The following is a 22,690-nucleotide window of genomic DNA, read 5'->3' as shown; positions in this document are numbered from 1 at the left end:
ATCCGGGCGCACCGGGCCCGTCGAGGCGACGGCGACGCTCTTCGAGCAGGAGGTCGAGCTCTTCCCGGAGCCGCCGGCCGACGCCCTCGCCGGTCGGTCCCTCGGCGGCCGCGCGCACGGCCGACGCGGCGGCCTCGACCCGGGGTCGACGGGCACCGAGCGGGTTGAGCGGCCAGGTTGCGGTCGCGGCGGCCGCGGCACGCGGGTTCTCCGGTTCCACCGGTGCGACGGGCAACTCGTCGCCCACCGTGCCGCCGACGGCGACGACCTCGCGCAGGAACGGGCTCGGCGGTCGGGGCCTCTTCTGCGACGACCACCACGAGCCGCTGAGCAGCAGGTCGGACCGGGTGCGGGTGAGCGCGACGTACGCGAGCCGCCGCTCCTCCTCGGCGTACTGCTCGCGGTTCTCGGTCTGGAACCCGAGGAACGCCTCGTCGAACTCCGCCTGCGTCTGCGATCCCCGCCACACGAGCTCGGGCAGCTCGGCCCGGTCGCCCTTGAAGTCGTTCGGCAGTTCGCCGAACGCGAGCCATCCGCGCGTGGACCGCGGCTTCGCCGGCAGTTCGTCCTCGACCATCCTCGGCACCGCGACGACGTCCCACTCGAGGCCCTTCGACCCGTGGATCGAGAGCACCTGCACCGCCCCCGGCTCCGGGTCGTCCTGCCGGGGGGCGAGCCGGTCGCGCTGCTCGGCCTCCTTCAGCCAGCCGAGGAACGCGCCGAGCGTGGGCTGCTCCGACACGTCGACGAACGACGCGAGCAGGTCGTCGAACGCCTCGAGGCTCGGGGCGCCGAGCGGCTGGTCGGCGTTCGCGGCGACCTCGACGTCGAGGAGGAGCTCCTGCTGCACGAGGCCGACGAGGTCGACGAGGCCCACGCCGGCGCGGCGCCGGAGCCACTGGAGCTGGGCACCGGCCCGTCGGATGCGGGTGAGGCCCTCCTCGCTGAACCCCGCGAGCGCGCGGTGCGTGTCGGGCGCCGCGAGGAGGAAGTCGACCGCGTCGACGATCGACGGCGACTCCTCGGCGGCGATCGAGGTGCGCAGCTCGGCACGCACCTCGTCGTCGAGGCGCCGGCTCGAGGCATCCCGATCGCCCAGCCACCTGGCGAGCCCGCGCAACTGCACCAGGTCGGCCGCACCGATGCGCCACCGCGCGCCGGCGAGCAGGCGCACGAGCTCGGCACCGGCGGTGGGGTCGTGCAGCACGCGCAGCGCGCACACGAGGTCGGCGATCACGGGCTGGTCGAGCAGTCCGGCGACGCCGAGCACCTGCACCGGCACGCCGCGGGCGCGCAGCGCCGACGCGAACAGGGAGACGTGCGTCAGCGTCCGGCACAGGATCGCCCCGGAACGTCGCGCGCCGGTCGCGGGGTCGTGCAGACGCTCGGCGAACCATCCGGCCACCCGCTCAGCCTCGGCCTCGATCGTCTCCGACCAGGCGACCTCCAGCCGGCCGTCCTTCGCGAACGGCGACGCGGCGAGCGGCGCCTTCGGCACCCCGCCGCCGTCGAGCGGCGCGATGAGGGCGTTGGCGGCGTCGAGCACGACGCGCGGGTTCCGCCAGCTCGTGGACAGGTCGAACACCGCGGCCGCCCCCGCCGACGCGAAGTCGGCGCCGAACCGCGCCAGGTTCGCCGCGCTCGCGCCGCGCCAGCCGTAGATCGACTGGTCGGGGTCGCCGACGGCCATCACCGGCGCGTCGCGGAACAGCGCGGCGAGCAGTCGCGTCTGCACGACGCTCGTGTCCTGGTACTCGTCGAGCAGCACCGACCGGTAGCGGTCGCGGTAGTCGGCGACGACGTCGGGATGCTCCGTGCAGATCTGCAGGGCGAGCGCGACCTGGTCGCTGAACTCGACGTACCCGCGCTCGCGCTTCACGGCCGCGTACCGGTCGGCGAGGTCGAGCAGCGGCGGCAGCGAGCCGACGACCTCGAGCCCCTTCGTGAGGCTCTCGAACGGGGTGCGCTTGCGCGGACGCCCGATCGGGAGGTCCTCCATGGCGAGGAAGTCGACCGTGTACGCGCGCACGTCGCGACTGTCGGCGACGTTCTCGGCGAGCGCCCGGCTCAGCGACAGCACCGCCGAGGTGATCGTGTCGAGCGAGGCGTCGAGGTCGACGAGCCGCTCGTCGGTCGAGGCGGCGGCGACCGAGCGGGCGAGCTGCCAGGCGGATGCCTCCCCCAAGACGGCGGCGTCGGGCTCGCGCCCGATGCGCAGGGCGTGCTCGCGGTAGATGCCGCTCGCGAACGAGTGGTAGGTACCGACCGCCGCCGCTTCGAGCGGGTCGAGGTCGATCGCCGCGATGCCCGCGCGCACGAGCTGGTCGACCCGCTCCCGCACGCGGTCGGCGAGTTCTCCCGCGGCCTTGCGGGTGAACGTGAGCCCGAGCACCTGCGGCACCTCGACGTGCCCGTTGGCGAGGAGCCAGACGACCCGGTTGGCCATGGTCTCGGTCTTGCCGCTGCCTGCGCCGGCGACGACGAGCGCGCGGCCCGCCGGGTCGGCCTCGATCACGGCGCGCTGCTCAGGCGTCGGCGGGTGCAGGCCGAGTCGCTCGGCGATCTCGCCGGCGCGGAGCGGCGCGGTCGGCGACGGCGCGACGGCCGGCGGCGCGGCCCCGATGGGCGCGGCCGGGTTCGCGGCGCTCACGCGGACACCGCCGGCACGAGCTGCACCCGGTAGTGCCAGTCGCCGAACCTCGAGCGGAACCCGGTGTCGAGCGGCGCGTCGAACGTCGCGCCAGACATCGTGCGCGCGACCTCCTCGAGCCGGGCGCGGAACTCGGCCTCGGCCTCCTCGTCGAACGGCTGCTGCGCCCGCTCCGAGAACGCGACCCCGCGCGCGGGCTTGGCCACGTAGACGAGCTTCGCGCCGCCGTGCCGCCCGCCGTTCGGCACGACGCCGTCGCGCGCCGCGAGCTGGTAGGCGGCGAGCTGCGGGTGGCGGGCGGTCTGGTCCGCGCTCGGCGGCGTGCGCCCGGTCTTCAGGTCGACGATGACGGTGGTGCCGTCGGGAGAGGATTCCACCCGGTCGATCGTGCCCGACAACCGCACCCGGCCGACGACGACGGTGAACCGGCCCTCGGCTTCGAGGAGCACCTTCCCCTCGTCGGCGAAGGCCGTGAGGTAGTCGGCGGCGCCCTCGGCCATGCGCCGGGCGCCGCGCCGCTCCCGCTCGGCGACCCAGCCCGCCTCGAAGCGCAGCTGCCGCCACCGCTCCTCGACCGCCGCCCAGATCGTCTCCACTCCGGTGTCGCCGTCGGGCCGTGCACCGGCCTCCTCGACGACGGCGTGCACGAGCGTGCCGATCGACGCCGCGATCCCCGACGGCGGGGAGGCGACGTGGTCGATGAACCAGCCGAGCGGCGACTCCTCCGCGCGATCGATCTGCGACGGCGAGACGGGAACGACGGCCTCGTCGTCGCCGTCGAGGTCGACGACCGGCGCCTCCGTCGAGGGGGCGCGCAGGCCGTACCACTCGTCGGGGTGCGCGCCGGGGATGCCCGCCTCGGCGAGCATCGCCAGCGCGGACGCGGGCTCCCGGGCGCCCGAGTCGACGAGCTCGCGGCGGAGCGCCCCGACCATGCCGCGCAGGTGCAGCGGCCGCCGCCGGGCGGTGCGCAGCCGTTCGGGGGCGAACCCGAGCAGCTGCGACGGCAGCTCGTCGTCGTTCGCGGTCGCCGAGAGCACGAGCTGTCGCCTGGCCCGCGACGCCGCCAGCGCGAACAGGCGCAGCTCGTCGGCCCGCACGCCGGCGCGCACGGCCTGCGCACCGTCGGGCTCCGGCGCGGGCGAGCCGGCCATTGCCGCGGCGACCGAGGGCGCGAGCAGCCCGGTGTGCAGCAGCGTGCCCCGGGGCCGGAGGTTCGGCCACACTCCCTCCTGGAGCCCAGCGACGACGACCACGTCGAACTCGCGCCCGACGAGCGCCGAGGGCGTGCCGACGAACACGGTGTCGGCCGAGCGGCGCGGGGCGAGGGTGTCCTCCGGGAGCTCGCTCGCCAGCTGCTCGTCGACGAAGCGCACCGCCGGGGCATCCGGCTCGCGCTCGACGAAACGCTGGGCGGCGGAGAACAGGGCGACCACCGCGTCGAGGGCGCGGTTCGCCTCCTCGGCGATCACGCCGGTGCCGGCCGCCTGCGCCGCCCACTCGTCGGCGAGGCGGCTGCCGTCCCAGAGCGACCAGAGCACCTCCTCGACGGTGCCGCGCACGGCGACGGCGCGTGCCGCGGCGAGCAGGCGGGCGAGCCGGCCCGCCCGGCGCGCCGGGGCGGCGTCGATGGTCTCGAACCCGCCGGGTGCGCCGAGCGCGTCGACGAGCAGTTCGTCGCCCGTCCGGTCGCCGCCGGCGGCGAGCTCCTCGTGGCGGAGCGCGAGGCGGAGGCGGCGCAGGCCCACGCCGTCGAGCCCGCCGACCGGCCCGGTGAGCAGCGCCACCGCGCCGTCCGCGGTGAGCGGCTCCCGGTCGAGCACCACGGATGCGGCCGCGAGCAGCGCCGCGGCCGCTGGCGCGTCGCGGAGCGCACCGCCGGCCTGCGCGACCCCGGTGGGCACCTCGGCGAGCGCGAGCCCGCGCACGAAGGGCGGCACGTCGCCGCCCGAGCGCAGCACGACCGCCATCTGCGACCACGGGATGCCGTCGAGCAGGTGCCGTTCCCGCAGCACGGCGGCCACCGCCTGGCACTCCGCCGCGTGCGACGCGGCCTCGAGGCCGAGCACGGGCGCGAGCGGGTCGTCGTCGGCGCCCTCCTCCCTGGCGAGGCGGTGCGCACCGCCGAGTGCGGTGCCGACGTGCTGCGTGACCTGGGCGACGAGGTCGCGCAGGGCGGGCCGGCCGCGGTGGCGCGCACCGAGCACGATGCGCTCCGCGGCACCGCCGACGACGGTGCCGAGCGTGCCGAGGAGTTCGGGCCGACCGCCGCGGAACCCGTTGCCCGCGACATCCGGATCGCCGAACGCGACGACCGCGACCCCGCGCGCGGCGAAGGCGCCGAGCAGCGCGGCGGTCGACTCGGTGGCCTCCTGCGCGTCGTCGACGACGATGAGCCGGAGCTCGGCCAGCGTGCCGAGGGCCGCCGCGGCGGCCGGGTCGTGCGCCGAGTCGCGGACGATGCCGGCGGCGAACGCCCCGAGCTCGGAGGAGTCGAACGCGTCGCCGCGGGCCACCGCCTTCACGTCGTCGTACTCGTCGAGGAACGCGCCGGCGGCGATCCACTCGGGCCGCCCCGCGCGCCGGCCGAGCGCCGCGAGTGCCGGCCCGTCGACGCCGTGCTCGGCGGCGCGCATGAGGAGCTCCCGGAGTTCGGCGCGGAAGCCCCGGAGCCGACGCACGTCGGGGCCGAGCGCGTCGGGCCAGTCCGGTCCGCCGCCGTCGCGGATGCCGCCCTCGAGCAGCTCGGCGAGCAGCTGGTCGTGCTCGGCGCCCGTGAGCAGGGCGACCGGCCGGCCGAGGTGGGCCCGCACGACCTGGAACGCGATCGAGTTCGCCGTGCGGGCGAGCGGCCCCCTGGTCGCCTGCCCGAGGCGCACGGCGAGCAGGTCGCGCAGCGTCGTGGCGGTGCCGCGGCTCGCGGCCAGCACCAGCACCTCGGCGCTCGAGTACCCCCGCTCGCGGATGCGCTCGACCACGGCGTCGACGGCGAGCGTCGTCTTGCCCGATCCCGGGGCGCCGAACACGGCTGCCGACCGGCCGTCGGCGAGCCCGAGCACGCGGGCCCGGTCGGCCTCGGCGATCGGATCCGCGGCGGGTGCGGCTGACGGCGCGGCGGACGGCTCCGCGGCCTGATCCGGGACGGCCGTCAGGGTGCTCGCCTCGGCGGGGGTCGACTGCATGCGGCCACGGTAACCCGTTCCGCCGACAGTGAACGCGGAGGGCGCGCCCGGACGCGTGCCATAGTGTTGGCTCACCGACAGAAAGGCGCACAGTGGACGTTCGCATCGGCATCCAGAACTCCCCCCGCGAGCTCGGCTTCGAGACGGAGCAGGCGGCGGCAGAGGTCGAGCAGGCCGTGGCGGCCGCGCTCGCCGGGCAGAGCGCGCTGCTGCGTCTCGTCGACGTGAAGGGCAGCGTCTACGTCGTTCCGTCCGCCGCGCTCGCCTACGTCGAGATCGGCTCGGAGGAGTCCCGCCGCGTCGGGTTCGTCGCCTGATGGAACTCCTGTTCGTCACGCTCGGCGGCGCCATCCTGGGCCTCGCCGCGCGGTACGCGCTGCCCCGCCGGCACACCTACGGCACGGTCCTCGTGCCGGCCGTGGGCGCCGGGGTGGCCGCGATCGTCTGGGTCGGCCTCACGTGGCTCGGCTGGGCGTGGGACGGCGCCTGGATCTGGGTCGTCGCGCTGGCCGCGGCGGGCGTCGCCTCGGCGCTCGTCGCCCTGCTGCTCGGCCCGCGTCGCGATCAGGCCGACGCCGAGCTCTTCGAGCGCCTCTCCCGCCCGGGCACCGCGGCTCGCCGCGCCTGACCATCCGCTCGGATGGCGCGCCTCAGGCCGTGAGGCCGAGCGCGTCCATCCGCCGGGTGTGGTCGCCGATGAGCTCGGTGAACACGGGCTCCACCTCGTCCTGGAGGTGACTCGGCCGCTCGGCGGCGCGGAGCGCCGACCGGGCGACGAGGAGCGTGTCGCCGACGACGCGCCGGCCCCACAACGCCAGCCGGTCGCCCAGCCCGGGGATCTCCGCGATCGCCGGCAGCAGCTGCGCCTCGAGGCGCGGGCCGAGGGCCGCCTCGCCGAGGATCGCGCGAACCCGCGTGCGGAGGTCGGCCGGCAGGCCGCCGGCGAGGCGGATCGAGAAGTCGTCGAGCAGGCCGCTGCTCAGGTGGATCGCGAGGAGCAGCTCGTACCAGTCGTCCCCGGCGATCGCGGCGCGGAAGCGGTCGAGCCCGGCGCTGAACGGCGCCATCATCGACACGGGCTCGACGCCCTCCCGGCGCAACTCGGCGATCAGGGCATGGTGGGCCCGCAGGGCGATGCCGGCCGCCGCCGAGACGCCCTCCTTCGCCGCGAGGTCGGGCGCGCGCATCACGGCGAGGGCGAGGCCCTCGAAGAACTCGAGCTGGAGCGCCGCGGCCTGGCCGAGGAACGCCAGCGGCTCCGGCGTCAGCGCGGTGAACTCGACCTTCGTGAGCCCGGTCGGGGCGACCACGGGACGCAGCGCCGGCTCGGGGTGCGCAACGCGCCGTCTGGACCACATCACCACCCGTTCAGCATATCTCCGGGCTCGTCCACGCCTCTCCGATAGGCTGGAGGGGTGTGCGCGGGCGATGGATCCGCGCCCCGGGCGCCTGCAGACGAAACCAGGGCGCTCCACCCCCGAACCATGACAGGCAGACCGTGACCACATTCTCCGAGCTCGGCATCGCGTCCGACATCGTCGACGCACTCGCCGGGAAGGGCATCGTCGATGCCTTCCCCATCCAGGAGCAGACCATCCCCCTCGCCCTCTCCGGGCAGGACATCATCGGCCAGGCGAAGACCGGCACCGGCAAGACCTTCGGGTTCGGCCTGCCGATCATCCAGCGCCTCGGCGACGACCCCGAGCCCGGCGTGAAGGCGCTCGTCGTCGTCCCGACCCGCGAACTCTGCGTCCAGGTGACGGAAGACCTGGAGCTCGCGACCTCGAACCGCCCGACGAAGGTCGTCTCGATCTACGGCGGCAAGGCCTACGAGGGCCAGATCGAGCAGCTCAAGGCCGGCGCGCAGATCGTCGTCGGCACCCCGGGCCGCCTCCTCGACCTCGCGTCGCAGCGCCTCCTCTCCCTGAAGGCGGTGCAGGAGGTCGTCCTCGACGAGGCCGACAAGATGCTCGACCTCGGCTTCCTCTCCGACATCGAGAAGATCTTCGCGCAGACCCCCGCGGTGCGGCACACCATGCTCTTCTCGGCCACCATGCCGGGCCCGATCGTCGCGCTCGCGCGCCGGTTCATGACGCGCCCGATCCACATCCGGGCGACCGACCCCGACGAGGGCCTCACGCAGGCCAACATCAAGCACCTCGTGTACCGGGCGCACTCGCTCGACAAGGACGAGGTGATCTCGCGCATCCTCCAGGCCGACGGCCGGGGCAAGACGGTGATCTTCACGCGCACGAAGCGTGCGGCGGCGAAGCTCGTCGAGGAGCTCAACGACCGCGGCTTCAACGCCGCCGCCGTGCACGGCGACCTGAACCAGGACCAGCGCGAGCGCGCCATGGCCGCGTTCAAGGCCGGCAAGAAGGACATCCTCATCGCGACGGATGTCGCGGCTCGCGGCATCGACGTCGACGATGTGACCCACGTCATCAACCACACCATCCCCGACGACGACAAGACCTACCTGCACCGTGCCGGCCGCACGGGCCGTGCCGGCAAGACCGGCATCGCGGTGACCTTCGTCGACTGGGACGACCTGCACAAGTGGGCGCTCATCAACCGGGCGCTCGAGTTCGGCCAGCCCGAGCCGACCGAGACCTACTCGTCGAGCCCGCACCTCTACACCGACCTCGACATCCCCGCGGGCACGAAGGGCCGCCTGAAGCCGGCCGCGCCGGTCGCGTCGCCGAGCCGGTCGAGCACCGCCGGCCGCAGCGAGTCGGCCGACGGCCAGACCCGCCCGCCGCGGACCCGCACGCGCACCCGGACCCGTGGTGGCGCCGCGGGCAACGGCTCCGCAGCCGGCGGTTCCGCCGCTCCCGCCGAGGCGCACGCCGACGCGGCGCCGGCGACCGGCGCGACCGCGACGCGCGACGCCGGATCGGGCACCCACGACGGCAAGGGCCACGAGCACCACGACGGCAACGCGGCCCCGCGCCGCCGCCGTCGTCGCCGGGGCGGCTCCCGCGCGGGCGGCGCCCCCGCCGCGCCGCAGGCGTAAGGACTCACCGGACGGCCGGTCGCGCGAGGCGCGACCGGCCGTCCGCCGTCCCGGCACCGCGCACCGCGCACAGCGCACAGCGCACAAGCGCACAGCGCTCGGCGCCCAGCGCTCGGCGCCCAGCGCACAGCGCGCCGCGCTCCGCGCGGACGGCCTACGGCAGCACCGGCGCCGAGCCGGTCGCCTCGTCGACGATCCGCGCGACGACCTCGGCCGGGGTCCGGTGCTCGCCGAGTCGGTTCGCCTTGCCGGCGCCGTGGTAGTCGCTCGAGCCGGTCACGGCCAGGCCGTGGCGGGCGGCGAGCGCGCGCAGCGGCTCCTTCGCGTCGGGACGGTTCTCGGGGTGGTCGACCTCGAGGCCGAACAGGCCCGCTTCGACGAGTTCGGCGATCTTCGACTCGGGCATCACGCGCTGCGCGCCCCGGGTGCCCGGGTGCGCGAGCACCGGCACGCCGCCGGCTGCGCGGATGAGGCGCACCCCCGTGACCGGGTCCGGTGCGTAGTGCGGCTGGGCGTAGCCGGCCCGCGGGTGCAGGATGCCGGCGAACGCGGCCGAGCGGTCGACCACGTGCCCGCGCGCGACGAGCGCGTCGGCGATGTGCGGACGGCCGATCGTGGCGCCCTCGGCGGTCTGCGCGAGCACGTCGTCCCAGGTGAGGTCGTAGTCGCGCGAGATGCGCCGCACGATCTCCTCGGCGCGGGTGAGCCGCGACTCCCGGATCATCGCGGTCTCGGCGAGCAGGCCCTCGTGCAGGGGATCGACGAGGTAGCCGAGCAGGTGCACGCTGACCCACTGCTCGCGCGTCGACAGCTCCATGCCGGGGATGAGCGCGACCCCGGTCACGGGCACCGCCGCGGCGGCCTCGGCCCAGCCCGCGGTCGAGTCGTGGTCGGTGAGGGCGATCGCCGGGAGCCCGATCCCGGCGGCCTCGGCGAGCAGCCCGGCGGGATCGACCGTGCCGTCGGAGACCGTGGAGTGCACGTGCAGGTCGGCTGGGCCCATCCCCCATGCTATGGCCGCCGCTCCGACTCACAGCGAACGCGCAGCGCCCCCGCGCGGACGGCCCCCATCCGGGTGCCGTAGGTTGGATGGATGCTCTCCCGCGCCCTCGGATGGATCGCCGTCCTCGCCGGGTTCGTGCTCGCAGGCATCCTCGTCTGGCCGCAGGCGGTGGGGCTGAACGACCAGTGGATCGCCGCCCACGTCGTGGCGCTCCGGGGTGCGGGAGCGATCGGCGCGGTGGCGCTCGCGGTGGTCGCCGCCGCCCTCACGCTGGTCCGGCCGGTGCGCCGCGCGGCGATCGCGGTGGCCGCGATCCTCGCGTTCTTCGCGGCCGGCAACGCGGCGGTGCTGGCCGTGCGCGGGTTCGGCGGCGGTGCGGATGCCCCGACAGGCGCCGCGGCGACGGCCGACGGCGACGTGACGGTGCTGTCGTGGAACACCCTCGGCGAGGTGCCGGAGGTGGGCGTGGTCGTCGACCTCGCGGTGTCGGAGGGCGCCGACGTGATCGTGCTCCCGGAGACGACCGAGGAGTTCGGCGAGGACCTCGCCGTCGCGATGCGCGACGCGGGCGATCCGATGTGGGTGCACACGCAGTCGTTCGACCACATCTCGAAGGCGCGCTCGACGACGCTGCTCGTCAGCCCGCGGCTGGGCGACTACACCGTGGTCTCGGCCGAGTGGCCGGGCCCGCCCGACAACACGAACACGCTGCCGACTGTCGTGGCCGTGCCGGTCAACGGCGTGGGTCCGGAGATCATCGCGGTGCACGCCGTCGCGCCCATCCGCTGGGAGCTGCGCAACTGGCGCAGCGACCTCGACTGGCTCGCGAGCCTCTGCGACCCCGACGGCAGCGGCCTCGGCACCGCGGGCGGCGGCGATGCCGGCGTGATCATGGCGGGCGACTTCAACGCGACCCTCGACCACTTCGCCGGTCGGGGCGTCGACGGCGGCAACCTGGGCGCGTGCCACGACGCGGCGGCCGCGACCGGCTCCGCCGCGCTCGGCACCTGGCCGACGGATGTCCCGAGCTGGCTCGGCAGCCCCATCGACCACGTGCTCGCGACCGACGACTGGCAGGTCTCGTCGTTCCGCGTGGTCGACGAGCTCGACGACGCCGGCAGCGACCACCGCCCGGTCGTCGCCCGCCTGGCGCCGACGGGCTGACGACGCCGGTCCGCCCCGTCGACGTCCAGCCGGCGGTGCGAGAATGGACGGCATGTCCGAGACGACCGACACCAGCACCGCACCCGCCGAGCCCACGTCAGAGGAGAGCGGCCGCAACGCGAACCGGTCGACGACCCCCACCTCCGAGGGCTTCAAGGACTTCATCGGCAGCGGTTGGGCCGAGCGCGACGAGCCGCTGCCCTCCGCACGCGAGTCGGCGGCGTTCGCGGCCGAGCGCCGGTCGAAGGTGTCGGCGGCGTTCCCGGGGCAACGCCTCATCCTCCCCGCCGGCGACATGAAGCAGCGCGCGAACGACACCGACTACCCGTTCCGGGCGCACTCCGCGTTCGCGCACCTCACGGGCTGGGGCTCCGACGCCGAGCCGGGCGCCGTGCTCGTCCTCGAGCCCGAGGGCGGCGAGGGCCACGTCGCCACGCTGTACTTCCGCGAGCGCGCGGGCCGCGACACCGAGGAGTTCTACGCGAACCCCGCCATCGGCGAGTTCTGGATCGGTCCGCGCCCGTCGCTGGCGCACGTCGCCGCCGACCTCGCGATCGCGACGCGCGACCTGGGCGAGCTGTCGCGCGTGATCGACCGCGTCGACACGTCGACGCTCGTGCTGCGCGAGGCGGATGCCTCCCTCACGGAGCAGGTCGACCACGCGCGCATCCGCTTCGCCGCGGAGCAGGCCCTCTCGACCAACGCGCAGGACGCACCGTTCAGCCTCGAGGTCGGCGGCGACCACGAGCCCGACGGCGAGCTCGCCCGCGTGCTCTCCGAGCTCCGGCTGGTGAAGGACGCCTACGAGGTCGCCCAGCTCCGCGTCGCGATCGACGCGACCGAGCGCGGCTTCGGCGAGGTGCTCCAGGAGCTGCCCCGCATCACGAGCGAGGTGCGCGGCGAGCGCGTCATCGAGGGCGTCTTCGCGACCCGTGCCCGCCTCGACGGCAACGACGTCGGCTACGGCTCGATCGCCGCGGCCGGCCCGCACGCGACGATCCTGCACTGGACGCGCAACGACGGTCCGGTGGTGCCCGGCGACCTCGTGCTGCTCGACGCGGGCGTCGAGGCCGACAGCCTGTACACCGCCGACATCACGCGCACGTTCCCGGTGAACGGCACCTACTCCGAGGTGCAGCGCAAGGTCTACGAGGCCGTGCTCGAGGCGGCCGACGCGGCATTCGCGATCGTGCGCCCCGGCATCGTGTTCCGCGAGGTGCACGCCGCCGCCATGGCCGTGATCGCGCGGAAGACCGCCGAGTGGGGCTTCCTCCCGGTCTCGGCCGAGGAGTCGCTCGAGCCCGACAAGCAGTACCACCGCCGCTACATGGTGCACGGCACGAGCCACCACCTCGGCCTCGACGTGCACGACTGCGCGCAGGCGCGCCGCGAACTGTACCTCGACGGCGTCGTCGAGGCCGGCATGGTGTTCACCATCGAGCCGGGCCTCTACTTCCAGCCCGACGATCTCACGGTGCCGGCCGAGTTCCGCGGCATCGGCGTGCGGATCGAGGACGACATCCTCGTGACCGCCGACGGCGCGGAGAACCTCTCGGCGCGGATCCCCCGCACGGCCGACGAGGTCGAGGCCTGGGTGCGCGGCGCCGGCCGCTGATCCCGGCCGGACGGCGCGCGCCGCGGGGTCAGCTCCGCGCGGCGCCGTCGCCCGTTCCGCCGGCGTCCCCGTCACCCGACGGTGCCGTCGAGCGCTGCGCATCCGCCGACCCCGACGCATCCGTCGACCCCGGGTCATCCGCTCCATCCGACGCATCCCGCTCGCCCGCGGCATCCGACGCGTTCGGGTCGATCCGCTCGCCGTAGCGTGGCGGCGCCGCCTCGGCGGCGGCCCGGGCACGGGCGCGCCGGGCCGCGTCCTGCGCCTCGCCGTAGGTGATGGGTGCGGCGGCCGGCTCCGACGACGATTCCGGCTGGGCCGGTGCCGCGCGGGGCGCCGGCGGCGTCGGGTCGGGCCGCCACGGCGGCGCGGCGACGACGTCGGCGGTGGCCGCGTCGACGCCGAGGACGCTGCGGGCACGCTCCACGTGCGCCGGCTCGGCGATCACCGCGTAGCGGGTGGCGAGCACCTGCATGACCGAGGTGAAGTCGCGCCGGCGGCGGTTCACCGAGTACGACACGAGCCCGAAGATCGCCCCGAACCCGGCGCCGATGAGGATCGCCGACCCCAGCAGCCCGAGGCCCGCACCGGTCGGCGAGAAGATGAAGAAGAGCAGCCCCAGGAAGGTGCCGAGCCAGGCCCCCGACAGGGCGCCGGCGCTCGCCGCGCGCCCCCACGTCAGCTTGCCGGTGATGCGCTCGACGCTCGTCAGGTCGGTGCCGACGATCGCCAGCTCCTTCACCGGGAACTCGGCCTTGGCGAGCCGGTCGACGGCGCCCTGCGCCTCCTGGTAGGTCTCGAAGCTGGCGACGGTGACGCCCTTCGGGAGGGTCGGGAAGCGCTGCGCCACGCGGCCGCCGAACGGCGATGGGGTGCTCATCGGGTCATTGTCCCACGGCCCGCCGGGCGCGGGCGGGAACCCCCGGCCCGGGACTAAGTTGGTAGGCGTGAGCGCCACGAGAGTCTTCGTCGCCCGACTCGCCGGGTGCGCCGTCTTCGACCCCGCCGGAGACCGGGTCGGCCGGGTGCGCGACGTCCTCGTCGTGTACCGCCGCAACGACCCCCCGCGGGTCGTCGGCCTCATCGTCGAGGTGCCCGGCAAGCGCCGCGTGTTCCTCTCGATCGGGCGGGTCACCTCGATCGCCGGCGGCCAGGTCATCACGACCGGGCTCATCAACCTGCGCCGCTTCGAGCAGCGCGGCGGCGAGGTGCGCGTGATCGCCGAGATGCTCGGCCGCAAGGTCGTCTTCAACGACGGCTCCGGCGACGCGACCGTCGAGGACGTGGCGATCGAGGAGCTCGAGCCCGGCGAGTGGGAGGCCGCGCAGCTGTTCGTGCGGCGCGCGAAGGGCGCGTCGCCGTTCTCCAAGGGCCAGTCGGCGTACGTCACCTGGCGCGAGGTGCGCGAGGCGACCGCGACGGGCGAGGCGCAGTCGGCCGAGCAGCTCATCGCCACCTACTCCGAGCTGAAGCCCGCCGACCTCGCGAACACCCTGCTCGACCTGCCCGCGCAGCGCCGGCAGGAGGTCGCCGAGGAGCTGCCCGACGACCGACTGGCCGACGTGCTGGAGGAGATGCCCGAGTCCGACCAGGTCGAGATCCTCTCGAACCTCGGCGACGACCGCGCGGCCGACGTGCTCGACCACATGGAGCCCGACGATGCCGCCGACCTCATCGCGCAGCTCCCCGAGGAGCGCGGCGAGCACCTGCTCGAGCTGATGGAATCCGAGGAGGCCGACGATGTCCGCTTCCTCCTCGCCTACGGCGCCGACACCGCCGGCGGCCTGATGACGACCGAGCCGATCATCGTGTCGGCCGACGCGACCGTCGCGGAGGGCCTCGCGCTCATCCGGCGGCACGACCTGCCGCCCGCGCTGGGCGCGGCCGTCTGCGTCACCCTGCCGCCCTACGAGCCGCCCACCGGCCGGTTCCTGGGCATGGTGCACTTCCAGCGGATGCTCCGCTACCCGCCGCACGAGCGCCTCGGATCCCTCCTCGACCAGGGCCTGGAGCCCGTGCGCGCCGACACCTCGGCCGCCGAGGTGAGCCGCATCCTCGCCAGCTACGACCTGGTCTCGGTGCCGGTCGTCGACGAGAAGCATCGACTCGTCGGGGTGGTGACCATCGACGACGTGCTCGACTACCTCCTGCCCGATGACTGGCGAAGTCATCCCGGCGAAGCCGACGTGACGCGCAGGGCGACCGCCCGCGCGCAGCTGACCACGGGGAGCATCCCCATCCCGAACGGAAGGAGGGCAGGAGATGGCACGCGCTGACGCCGAGGACCGGCGATTCGACACCCCGAAGGGTACGCGCCGATCCGTGTCCTTCCGCGGGAACGTGGACAAGGACCGGTTCGGCCGGTTCTCCGAGGCCTTCGCCCGCGGCATGGGAACCTCGGGGTTCCTCATCGGCATGACGGTGTTCGTCGTGGTCTGGCTCGGCTGGAACACGTTCATGCCGGTCGAGGTGCAGTTCGACCCTCGTGCGACGAACTTCACCCTGCTGACGCTGATCCTCTCGCTGCAGGCGTCGTACGCCGCGCCCCTGATCCTGCTCGCGCAGAACCGCCAGGACGACCGCGACCGCGTGCAGATCGAGCAGGACCGCCAGCGCGCCGAGCGCAACCTCGCCGACACCGAGTACCTGGCCCGCGAGGTCGTCGCGCTCCGGCTCGCGGTGCGTGAGCTCGCGTCGAAGGAGTTCATCCGCGCCGAGCTCCGCCAGGTGCTGGAGGAGCTCGACCGTCGCGACCAGGAGGAGGCCGACCGTGCCCCCGCTTCCGCCTCCTGACGCGGCGGACGCCCCGGGCGCATCGCCGGGCCCCGGCGCGGAGTCGGACCGCTCCGCCCTCGAGCAGCGCGTGCACGCTGCCCTCGGCGGCGTGATCGACCCCGAGATCCGCAAGCCGATCACCGAGCTCGACATGGTGGGCGGCGTCACGGCCGGCGACGACGGCCGGGTGCGCGTCGACGTACGGCTCACGATCGTCGGATGCCCCGCGAGCGACCGGATCGAGCGCGACGTGCGCGACGCCGCCGAGTCGGTCGCGGGTGCGGGCAACGCCGAGGTGGTGCTCTCGGTGATGACGCCCGAGCAGCGCGCCGCGCTCACCGAGCGGCTGCGTGGCGGCCGGGCACGGGGCAACCCGTTCGGGCCCGGCACGCTGACCCGCGTGATCGCGGTCACGAGCGGCAAGGGCGGCGTCGGCAAGTCGACGCTGACGGCGAACCTGGCGGTCGCGCTCGCGACGCGCGGACTGTCGGTGGGCCTGGTCGACGCCGACGTGCACGGGTTCTCGATCCCGGGCCTGCTCGGACTCGTCGACGAGCACGGCACGGCGGCGCGCCCCACGCGGGTCGACGACATGATCCTGCCGCCCGTGGCGCACGGCGTGAAGGTGGTGTCGATCGGCATGTTCGTCGAGCCGGCGGCACCGGGGGCCCGGGCTTCCTCGACGGCGGTCGCCTGGCGCGGCCCGATGCTGCACCGGACGCTGTCGCAGTTCCTCACCGACGTGTACTTCGGCGACCTGGACGTGCTCCTGCTCGACCTGCCGCCCGGCACGGGCGACATCGCGATCTCCCTCGGGCAGCTGCTGCCGAACGCGGAGGTGCTCGTCGTGACCACGCCGCAGCCCGCCGCGGCCGACGTCGCCGAGCGCTCGGGCGTCGTCGCGCGGCAGACCGGCCAGCGGGTCATCGGCGTGGTGGAGAACATGGCCGCGATGACCGGCGCCGACGGCGCCCTGCTCGAGCTGTTCGGTTCGGGCGGCGGCGAGGAGGTCGCCCGCCGCCTCTCGGAGGGGCAGGACGACCCGGTCCCGCTGCTCGCGAGCGTGCCGCTCAGCGTGGCGCTCCGCCGCGGCGGCGACGACGGCGTGCCGGTCGTCACCGCCGAGCCCGACGACCCCGCGGCCCGCGCGATCGAGCAGGTCGCCGCGGCGGTCGCCGCACGGCCCCGCTCGCTGCAGGGCCGCCGCCTCGACGTGTCGGTGCGGTGATCGGATGTCCCGTCGGCGGCAGGTGCACGGCGGGAACGGCCCCGCACGCGGCCGGCTGACGACGGCGGGTGCGATCGGATGCCTCGCGCTGACCACGTGCCTCGCCCTCACGGCGTGCGCGGCGGGCGGCGGCGACGCCGAGCCGACCGATCCGGCCGGCCTCGACGGCATCACCGCGACGGTCGGGCAGGGCCGGGTGGATGTCTCGAGCGGACGGATCTTCGTGCTCGTCGCCAACGGCCGCGATGAGCCGGTGACGGTCGAGTCGGTCGCCGTGCACACCGACGGCTACGAGCCGGGCATCGGCAAGGAGAAGCCGACCGTGTTCCCCGCCGGTCGCGAGATCGCGATCCGCCTGGAGCCCACCGCGGCGGTGTGCGACGCGCCCGTCGCGCCGATCACGGTCGAACTCGACGTGACGAGCGAAGCGGGCACCGCGCACGGCGTGCTCGAGGCCGACGACCCGTACGGCGCGCTCCAGCGCCTGCAGGACCAGGCCTGCCTCGCCGAATCGGTCGCGGCCGTGGCCCTCGTCGAGCTGCCCGACCACCTGCGCAGCACCGGCTCGGGTGCGGATCGCCGCGCGGTGATCGACGTGCAGGTGACGCCGGTGGGCGGCGACGGCACCTTCCACGTCGCGGGGGTGCGCGGCACCACGCTCATCAACGCCGAGGGCGGGTTCAACTGGGAGCTCGACGTCGACGTCGCGGGCACGGATGCGCCGTCGGTGATCGAGCTGCCGGTGCGCCCGGGCCGATGCGACGCGCACGCCGTCGCCGAGGACAAGATCGGCACCATCCTGCCGTTCCAGGTCACGACCGGGGACGGCCGCGAGGGCCAGCTCGGGATTCCCGCGAACGACACCCTCCGCGCCGAGCTGTACGCCTACTACTCCGAGCGCTGCGGCCTCCCCGGCTCCTGAGTCGCGGTGGTTTCGACGGGCTCAACCACCGCACCGGTGGTTGAGCCTGTCGAAACCACGCCGCGCGCGCCGCCCCTCGCTACGCGCCCACCGGCCCGGGCTCGACCGCGCGGGCCAGCAGTTCGATCAGCAGTCGCTCGGTGATCGGGGCGGGCAGCGCCTCGATGAGCGCCATGACCGGCGCCAGGCGCCCGGGCAGGCCGCCGGCGAGGCCGAGCGTCGAGAGGATCGCCCACGCCGACTCGCTGTCGAGCCCGAGCCCGAGCCCGGCCGCTCCCGCGCCGCCCGCGCCGCCCGAGGCATCCGCCCCGCCGCCCGTGAGCGCCGCGACCAGCCCGGCCGCCTCGGGCGAGCCCGCCGCGACCGCGGCGAGCGCGTCGGCGCCGTCGACGCCCGGCACGCCGCGTACCGTGTCGGCCGCGGCCGTGAGCGTGGGCAGCAGCGCGGGAAGCACCGACTCGGTGACCGGGGTGACGGTGAGGTGCGTGGTGCGCGGCAGCGGGTCGCCGCCCGCCTGGCGTACGGCGGGCTGCGCCTGCAGCACCCAGCCGGCTTCGCGCGCGGCATCGGCCCAGTGGTGCGGGTCGACGCGGCGCTCGGCCGGCACCCGCTCGTCGGTCGCGACGGCGAACAGCGGCCCGACCGGGTCGCCGACGACGCGCAGGCCCTCGATGCCGTCGACCGCGGCCCGCAGGGCGTCGGTCGCGCGCAGGGCCTCGGCCGTGAGCTCGGCATACCCCTCGACGCCGAGCGCCTCGATGATCGCCCACCCCGCGGCGAGCGGTCCGGCGGGCTTCGAGCCGGCGAGCGTCGGGTTCACGACCGGGTAGCCCGGCCACTCGGTCGTCGCGAAGTACTGGTGGCGTTGCAGGTCGCGGCCGCGGGTGAGCAGCACCGACACGCCCTTCGGCGCGTATCCGTACTTGTGCAGGTCGGCCGACAGGCTCGTGACCCCGGGCACGGTGAAGTCCCACGCCGGCAGCGCGCGGTCGTCGCCCGCGAACGCGAGCGCGAAGCCGCCGATGCAGGCGTCGACGTGCAGCGGGATGCCACGCGCCGCAGTGAGCGCGGCGACCTCGGCGACCGGGTCGAGCGCGGCGAACGGGTACGACGGCGCCGAGACCACGACGAGGGCGACGTCGTCGCCGAGCCGGTCGCCGATCGCGGCCGGGTCGGGGCGGCCGGTCGAAGCATCCACCGGCACCGGGTCGTAGGCCAGGCCGAGCACGTGCGCGGCCTTGCGGAACGCGGCGTGCGCGGTGATCGGGGCGACGAGCCGGGGCCGCAGGGCATCGGGGTCGGCGCCGGAGCGCGCACGCGCCGCCGCCCAGGCGTCGCGGGCGGTCTTCACCGCGAGGATGCAGCTCTCGGTGCCGCCCGACGTGACCGAGCCGACCACGTCGCCGTCGCCGTGGAACGCGGCGCGGGCGAACCCGACGACGCCGCGCTCCATGGCCGCGACCGAGGTGAAGGTGGTCGGGTCGAGCCCGTTCACGGGCTGGACGGCCCGGGCGGCGTCGGCCGCGAGGGCGTCGAGCTCGGGCCTTCCCGAGTCGTAGACGTAGGCGAGCACGCGGCCGCCGTGCGTGGGGGCGTCGGCGGCCCGGAGGTCGGCGAGCTCGGCGAGGATGTCGGCCGGTTCGCGGCGAAGCCCGGCCATCACGCCACCCCCGCCACGGGTGCGGCGACCGCGTCGCGGTCGACGTCGGCCTTCGTGAGCGGGTACCTGGCGATGAACCAGAGGCTCGCCACGACGAGGATCGCGGGGATCGCGCTGAACCCGGCGACGATGCCGGCGACGGCGAGCGGCGACTGCTGCACGGTCTCGGCGCCCGTCGACTCGAGGTAGCCCGACAGGGCCAGCACCGCGGTCAGCAGGGTCGCGCCGAGCGCCATGCCGGCCGTCTCCCCCGCGGTCCAGACGCCGCTGAAGCTGCCGGCGCGGTCGCCGCCGTCGGTGCGCGTGTCGTGCGAGATGACGTCGGGCAGCATCGCCATGGGCAGCGACTGCATGCCCGCGTAGGCGGCGCCGGCGAGCGCGACCGAGGCGTACGCCCATGGGCCCGGCGCCCACCAGAGCCCGACGAGCGACGCGGCGGCGACGGCGAACACGGCGCTGGCCCAGGCGAATCCGCGACGCTTGCCCACGCGTCGCGCGAACCGGCCCCAGAGCGGTGCGCAGACCACGGCGGGCGCAATGAGCGCGACGAAGAGGAACGTCACGGCGCTCTCGTCGCGGAGCACCCAGGTCGCGACGAACTGGGCGCCGGCGAGCATCATGCCGGTCGCGAGGCCCTGGAGCACGAAGGCGGCGAGCAGGAGCCGGAACGGCCCGCTGCGGCGCAGCGCGTCGATGCCGGCGCGGTACGCGGCACGCAGGCCGCCCGACGCCGGGGCATCCGGCTTCGCGGCATCCGCCTCGGGCCGCACGCCGCGCGGCGCGACGGTCGCGGCGACCAGCATGCCGCCGCCGATGAGCAGGCCCGACACGATCGCCATCACGAGGTAGCCGACGTGCTCGTCGTCGAACGCCGAGCGGATCTCGGGGCCGCCCGCACCGAAGAGCAGGATCGCGACGGTGAGCACGACCACCCGCCAGGTCAGCAGCCGGGTGCGCGCGTCGTAGCCGTGGGTGAGCTCGGCGGGCAGCGCGATGTACGGCACCTGGAACAGGCTGAAGGCGGTCGCGGTCGCGAGGAACGCGACCATCACCCACACGGCGGATGCCGCGGGCGCGAGCCCGGCGGGTACGGCGAAGGTGACCGCGAAGCCGACGGGCAGCGCGATGCCGCCGACGACCATGAGCGTGCGGCGGGTGCCGGAACGAACGAGCGCCCGGTCGCTCCGGTCGCCGATCCACGGGTCGATGAGGACGTCCCACACCTTCGCGAGGGTGACCACGGCGCCGGCGAGCAGCGCGGCCACCCCGAGGGTGTCCGTCAGGTAGTAGACGAGGACGAGTCCGGGCAGCGTCGCGAACCCACCGGTGCCGAGCGATCCGATCGCGTAGCGGGCGACGACGCCGCGCGGGAGGGGACGCTCCGGTGCGGTCATGAGAGGCATCGTACCTGCGCCCATCCAGAACTGGGACATCTGACCTAGACTTTGCCGCATGCCTGCCCAGACGGCCTCCCCCGCCCTGTTCGCGAGCCTGATCGACGACGTCGTCGCCTCGGGCTCCGACACCGTTCCCGTGCCATCCCCCGCGACCGGCGAACGCCACCACGACCTCCCCCGCTCCACGGGCGACGACGTCCGCGACGCGGTGTCGCGGGCGCGGCTCGCGCAGCTCGCGTGGGCGCGCGCCGGCTTCGCGCACCGCCGCCGCGTGCTCCTGCGGGCCCACGACCTCATCCTCGAGCGCCGCGAACTGCTGCTCGACCTGGTCCAGATCGAGAGCGGCAAGACCCGCGGCCAGGCCCTCGAGGAACTCGTGCAGGCCGCCGCCGTCACCCGCTACAACGCACTCGAGGCGCAGCGCGTGCTCCGCGGCCGCCGCGTCCGCGCCGGGCTGCCGACGCTCGTCACCACCCGCGTGCGCTACCGCGCGAAGGGCGTGGCCGGCGTCATCACGCCGTGGAACTACGCCCTCAGCCTCGCCGCGATGGACGTCGTTCCCGCGCTGGCGGCGGGCTGCGCCGTCGTGCAGAAGGCCGACGACCAGGGCGCGCTCTCGATCCTCGCGCTCCGCCGCGCGTTCATCGACGCCGGCGTGCCCGAGGCGCTCTGGGCCGTCGTCACCGGCTCCGCCGACGAGGCCGGCGAGGCCCTCACCGACACCGTCGACTACATCTGCTTCACCGGCTCCACCGCGACCGGTCGCCGCATCGCCGGGAAGGCCGGGCGGCGCCTCGTCGGCGCCTCGCTCGAGCTCGGCGGCAAGAACCCGATCATCGTGCTCGACGACGTCGACCCGGTGCAGGCCGCGGCGGATGTCGCGTACGGATGCTTCTCGGCGATGGGCCAGCTCTGCGTGTCGATCGAGCGGATCTACGTGCACCGGAAGATCGCCGGCCCGTTCACCGCCGCCCTCGTCGAGCGGCTCTCCGACCCGAAGCTCGGCTCCGCCCTCGACTTCGACGCCGACTACGGTTCGCTCGCGAGCGCCGCGCAACTGACGCGCGTGACCGCCCACCTCGACGACGCGCTCGCGAAGGGCGCGACCGTGCTCGTCGGCGGCAAGCCGCGCACCGACGTCGGCCCGTGGTTCTTCGAACCCACGGTGCTCACCGGCGTCACCCCCGAGATGGACGTGTACGCGGCCGAGACGTTCGGCGCGATCGCCTCGCTGTACCTCGTCGACGACGAGGTGGAGGCGGTGCTCGCGGCGAACGCGAGCGAGTACGGCCTGAACGCGTCGGTGCTGACGCGCTCCTCGAAGACCGCGAAGCGGGTGTCCGACGCGCTCGTCGCCGGCAGCGTCAACATCAACGAGGGCTACCGCGGCGCGTTCAGCTCGGTCGCCGCCCCCATGGGCGGCGTGAAGGCCTCCGGCCTCGGCCGGCGCAACGGCCGCGAGGGGTTGCTCCGATTCGTCGACCCGGTGACGGTGTCGCGCACGACGGGGGTGCTGGCCCTACCGCGCACCGGGGCCGAGTTCCGCGCCCTCGAAGGGCCGTTCCTGCTGCTCACGCGCGCGTTGCGGGCCATCCGCCGCAGCTGACGGCGCGGGCGCTCGCGCGTCGGGTCAGGTCGCCTCGGTGTCGAACGGGGCGGCCTCGCCGGCGCCGAGCCCCTCGCGCTTGCGCTTGCGCTCGAGGTACGCCGAGTTCTCGTTGACCGCGGCCCGCGCCACGACCGGGCGCTGCTCGGGTTCGGCGAAGGGGTCGACCTCGACGAGGGCCTCGCGGATGATCCGGCGCGGGTCGTACTGACGCGGGTCGAGCTTCTTCCAGTCGACGTCGTCGAACTCCGGCCCCATCTCGTCGCGCATGCGGTCCTTCGCGCCGTTGGCGAGGTCGCGCAGCGAACGGACGAGCTGGCCGAGCTTGGCTGCGTAGTGCGGCAGGCGCTCCGGACCCAGCAGGAAGACGGCGATCACCCCGATGATGAGGAGTTTCTCGAACGTCAGGCCGAACACCCCTCCAGACTAGTCGGCGGCGAGGCGTCGCATCGCACCTCCCGGCGGCCCCTAT

The 22,690-nt window shown here is 74.9% G+C and carries 17 protein-coding genes and 1 pseudogene; 10 read left to right on the top strand and 8 right to left on the bottom strand.

Going from position 1 to position 22,690, the window contains the following annotated elements:
• Positions 1–385 precede the first annotated feature (385 nt).
• Together ACGGZK_RS10855 and ACGGZK_RS10850 are read right to left on the bottom strand one after the other, a co-directional pair.
• Positions 386–2,515: pseudogene (locus tag ACGGZK_RS10855) on the bottom strand (ATP-dependent helicase); the annotation flags it as partial.
• Between the two features lie 131 nt (positions 2,516–2,646).
• Entirely contained in the window at positions 2,647–5,832 is a 3,186-nt protein-coding gene (locus tag ACGGZK_RS10850) for a PD-(D/E)XK nuclease family protein (protein ID WP_395242679.1), read from the bottom strand.
• A 92-nt stretch (positions 5,833–5,924) separates the two neighbouring features.
• Here ACGGZK_RS10850 and ACGGZK_RS10845 point away from each other — a divergent pair, with 92 nt between their 5' ends.
• Entirely contained in the window at positions 5,925–6,149 is a 225-nt protein-coding gene (locus ACGGZK_RS10845; protein ID WP_395242678.1) for a DUF3107 domain-containing protein, read from the top strand.
• Positions 6,149–6,460 carry a hypothetical protein gene (locus tag ACGGZK_RS10840; protein ID WP_395242677.1) on the top strand — a complete coding sequence of 104 codons (312 nt, stop codon included), beginning with the start codon at positions 6,149–6,151 and terminating at the stop codon, positions 6,458–6,460. Before ACGGZK_RS10845 ends, ACGGZK_RS10840 begins: the two co-directional genes overlap by 1 nt.
• Positions 6,461–6,482: 22 nt before the next feature.
• On the opposite strand, the gene ACGGZK_RS10835 is transcribed toward ACGGZK_RS10840, so the two are convergent.
• On the bottom strand, positions 6,483–7,190 hold the full coding sequence (locus tag ACGGZK_RS10835; RefSeq protein WP_395246066.1) for a ferritin-like fold-containing protein: 708 nt from the start codon (positions 7,188–7,190) through the stop codon (positions 6,483–6,485).
• 140 nt (positions 7,191–7,330) lie between these two features.
• On the opposite strand from ACGGZK_RS10835, the gene ACGGZK_RS10830 reads away from it, so the two are divergent.
• On the top strand, positions 7,331–8,848 hold the full coding sequence (locus ACGGZK_RS10830; protein WP_395242676.1) for a DEAD/DEAH box helicase: 1,518 nt from the start codon (positions 7,331–7,333) through the stop codon (positions 8,846–8,848).
• 154 nt (positions 8,849–9,002) lie between these two features.
• On the opposite strand, the gene ACGGZK_RS10825 is transcribed toward ACGGZK_RS10830, so the two are convergent.
• Entirely contained in the window at positions 9,003–9,851 is an 849-nt protein-coding gene (locus ACGGZK_RS10825; protein WP_395242675.1) for a PHP domain-containing protein, read from the bottom strand.
• A gap of 90 nt (positions 9,852–9,941) precedes the next feature.
• Here ACGGZK_RS10825 and ACGGZK_RS10820 point away from each other — a divergent pair, with 90 nt between their 5' ends.
• Together ACGGZK_RS10820 and ACGGZK_RS10815 are read left to right on the top strand one after the other, a co-directional pair.
• Entirely contained in the window at positions 9,942–11,015 is a 1,074-nt protein-coding gene (locus tag ACGGZK_RS10820; RefSeq protein WP_395242674.1) for an endonuclease/exonuclease/phosphatase family protein, read from the top strand.
• Positions 11,016–11,058: 43 nt separating this feature from the next.
• Positions 11,059–12,630: an aminopeptidase P family protein gene (locus ACGGZK_RS10815; RefSeq protein ID WP_395242673.1), complete on the top strand. Its 1,572-nt coding sequence runs from the start codon at positions 11,059–11,061 to the stop codon at positions 12,628–12,630.
• A 28-nt stretch (positions 12,631–12,658) separates the two neighbouring features.
• Here the strand turns inward: ACGGZK_RS10815 and ACGGZK_RS10810 are convergent, their stop codons facing one another.
• Complete coding sequence (locus tag ACGGZK_RS10810; protein WP_395242672.1) at positions 12,659–13,510, bottom strand: general stress protein; 852 nt, start codon at positions 13,508–13,510, stop codon at positions 12,659–12,661.
• 67 nt (positions 13,511–13,577) lie between these two features.
• On the opposite strand from ACGGZK_RS10810, the gene ACGGZK_RS10805 reads away from it, so the two are divergent.
• From ACGGZK_RS10805 to ACGGZK_RS10790, 4 genes are all read left to right on the top strand, one after another.
• Positions 13,578–14,906: a magnesium transporter MgtE N-terminal domain-containing protein gene (locus ACGGZK_RS10805; RefSeq protein WP_395242671.1), complete on the top strand. Its 1,329-nt coding sequence runs from the start codon at positions 13,578–13,580 to the stop codon at positions 14,904–14,906.
• Entirely contained in the window at positions 14,893–15,423 is a 531-nt protein-coding gene (locus ACGGZK_RS10800) for a DUF1003 domain-containing protein (RefSeq protein WP_395242670.1), read from the top strand. The genes ACGGZK_RS10805 and ACGGZK_RS10800 overlap by 14 nt, the downstream gene beginning before the upstream one ends.
• Positions 15,424–15,493: 70 nt before the next feature.
• Complete coding sequence (locus ACGGZK_RS10795) at positions 15,494–16,633, top strand: Mrp/NBP35 family ATP-binding protein (RefSeq protein WP_395242669.1); 1,140 nt, start codon at positions 15,494–15,496, stop codon at positions 16,631–16,633.
• Between the two features lie 4 nt (positions 16,634–16,637).
• The gene (locus tag ACGGZK_RS10790) at positions 16,638–17,555 is read left to right on the top strand and encodes a hypothetical protein (RefSeq protein WP_395242668.1); all 918 of its coding nucleotides are present in this window, start codon (positions 16,638–16,640) and stop codon (positions 17,553–17,555) included.
• Positions 17,556–17,634: 79 nt separating this feature from the next.
• Here the strand turns inward: ACGGZK_RS10790 and ACGGZK_RS10785 are convergent, their stop codons facing one another.
• Together ACGGZK_RS10785 and ACGGZK_RS10780 are read right to left on the bottom strand one after the other, a co-directional pair.
• A complete protein-coding gene (locus ACGGZK_RS10785; protein ID WP_395242667.1) occupies positions 17,635–19,215 on the bottom strand; it encodes a pyridoxal phosphate-dependent decarboxylase family protein in 1,581 nt (526 codons plus the stop codon).
• Positions 19,215–20,609, bottom strand: a complete 1,395-nt coding sequence (locus tag ACGGZK_RS10780; RefSeq protein WP_395242666.1) for an MFS transporter — start codon at positions 20,607–20,609, stop codon at positions 19,215–19,217. Before ACGGZK_RS10780 ends, ACGGZK_RS10785 begins: the two co-directional genes overlap by 1 nt.
• 58 nt (positions 20,610–20,667) lie before the next feature.
• Here ACGGZK_RS10780 and ACGGZK_RS10775 point away from each other — a divergent pair, with 58 nt between their 5' ends.
• Positions 20,668–22,218, top strand: a complete 1,551-nt coding sequence (locus tag ACGGZK_RS10775; protein WP_395242665.1) for a succinic semialdehyde dehydrogenase — start codon at positions 20,668–20,670, stop codon at positions 22,216–22,218.
• A 24-nt stretch (positions 22,219–22,242) separates the two neighbouring features.
• On the opposite strand, the gene ACGGZK_RS10770 is transcribed toward ACGGZK_RS10775, so the two are convergent.
• On the bottom strand, positions 22,243–22,635 hold the full coding sequence (locus tag ACGGZK_RS10770) for a twin-arginine translocase TatA/TatE family subunit (RefSeq protein WP_395242664.1): 393 nt from the start codon (positions 22,633–22,635) through the stop codon (positions 22,243–22,245).
• Positions 22,636–22,690: the final 55 nt, after the last annotated feature.

This window comes from Agromyces sp. MMS24-K17, from assembly GCF_043950245.1.
Lineage (GTDB): Bacteria > Actinomycetota > Actinomycetes > Actinomycetales > Microbacteriaceae > Agromyces.
This window is presented reverse-complemented; position numbering and strand designations above follow the sequence as displayed.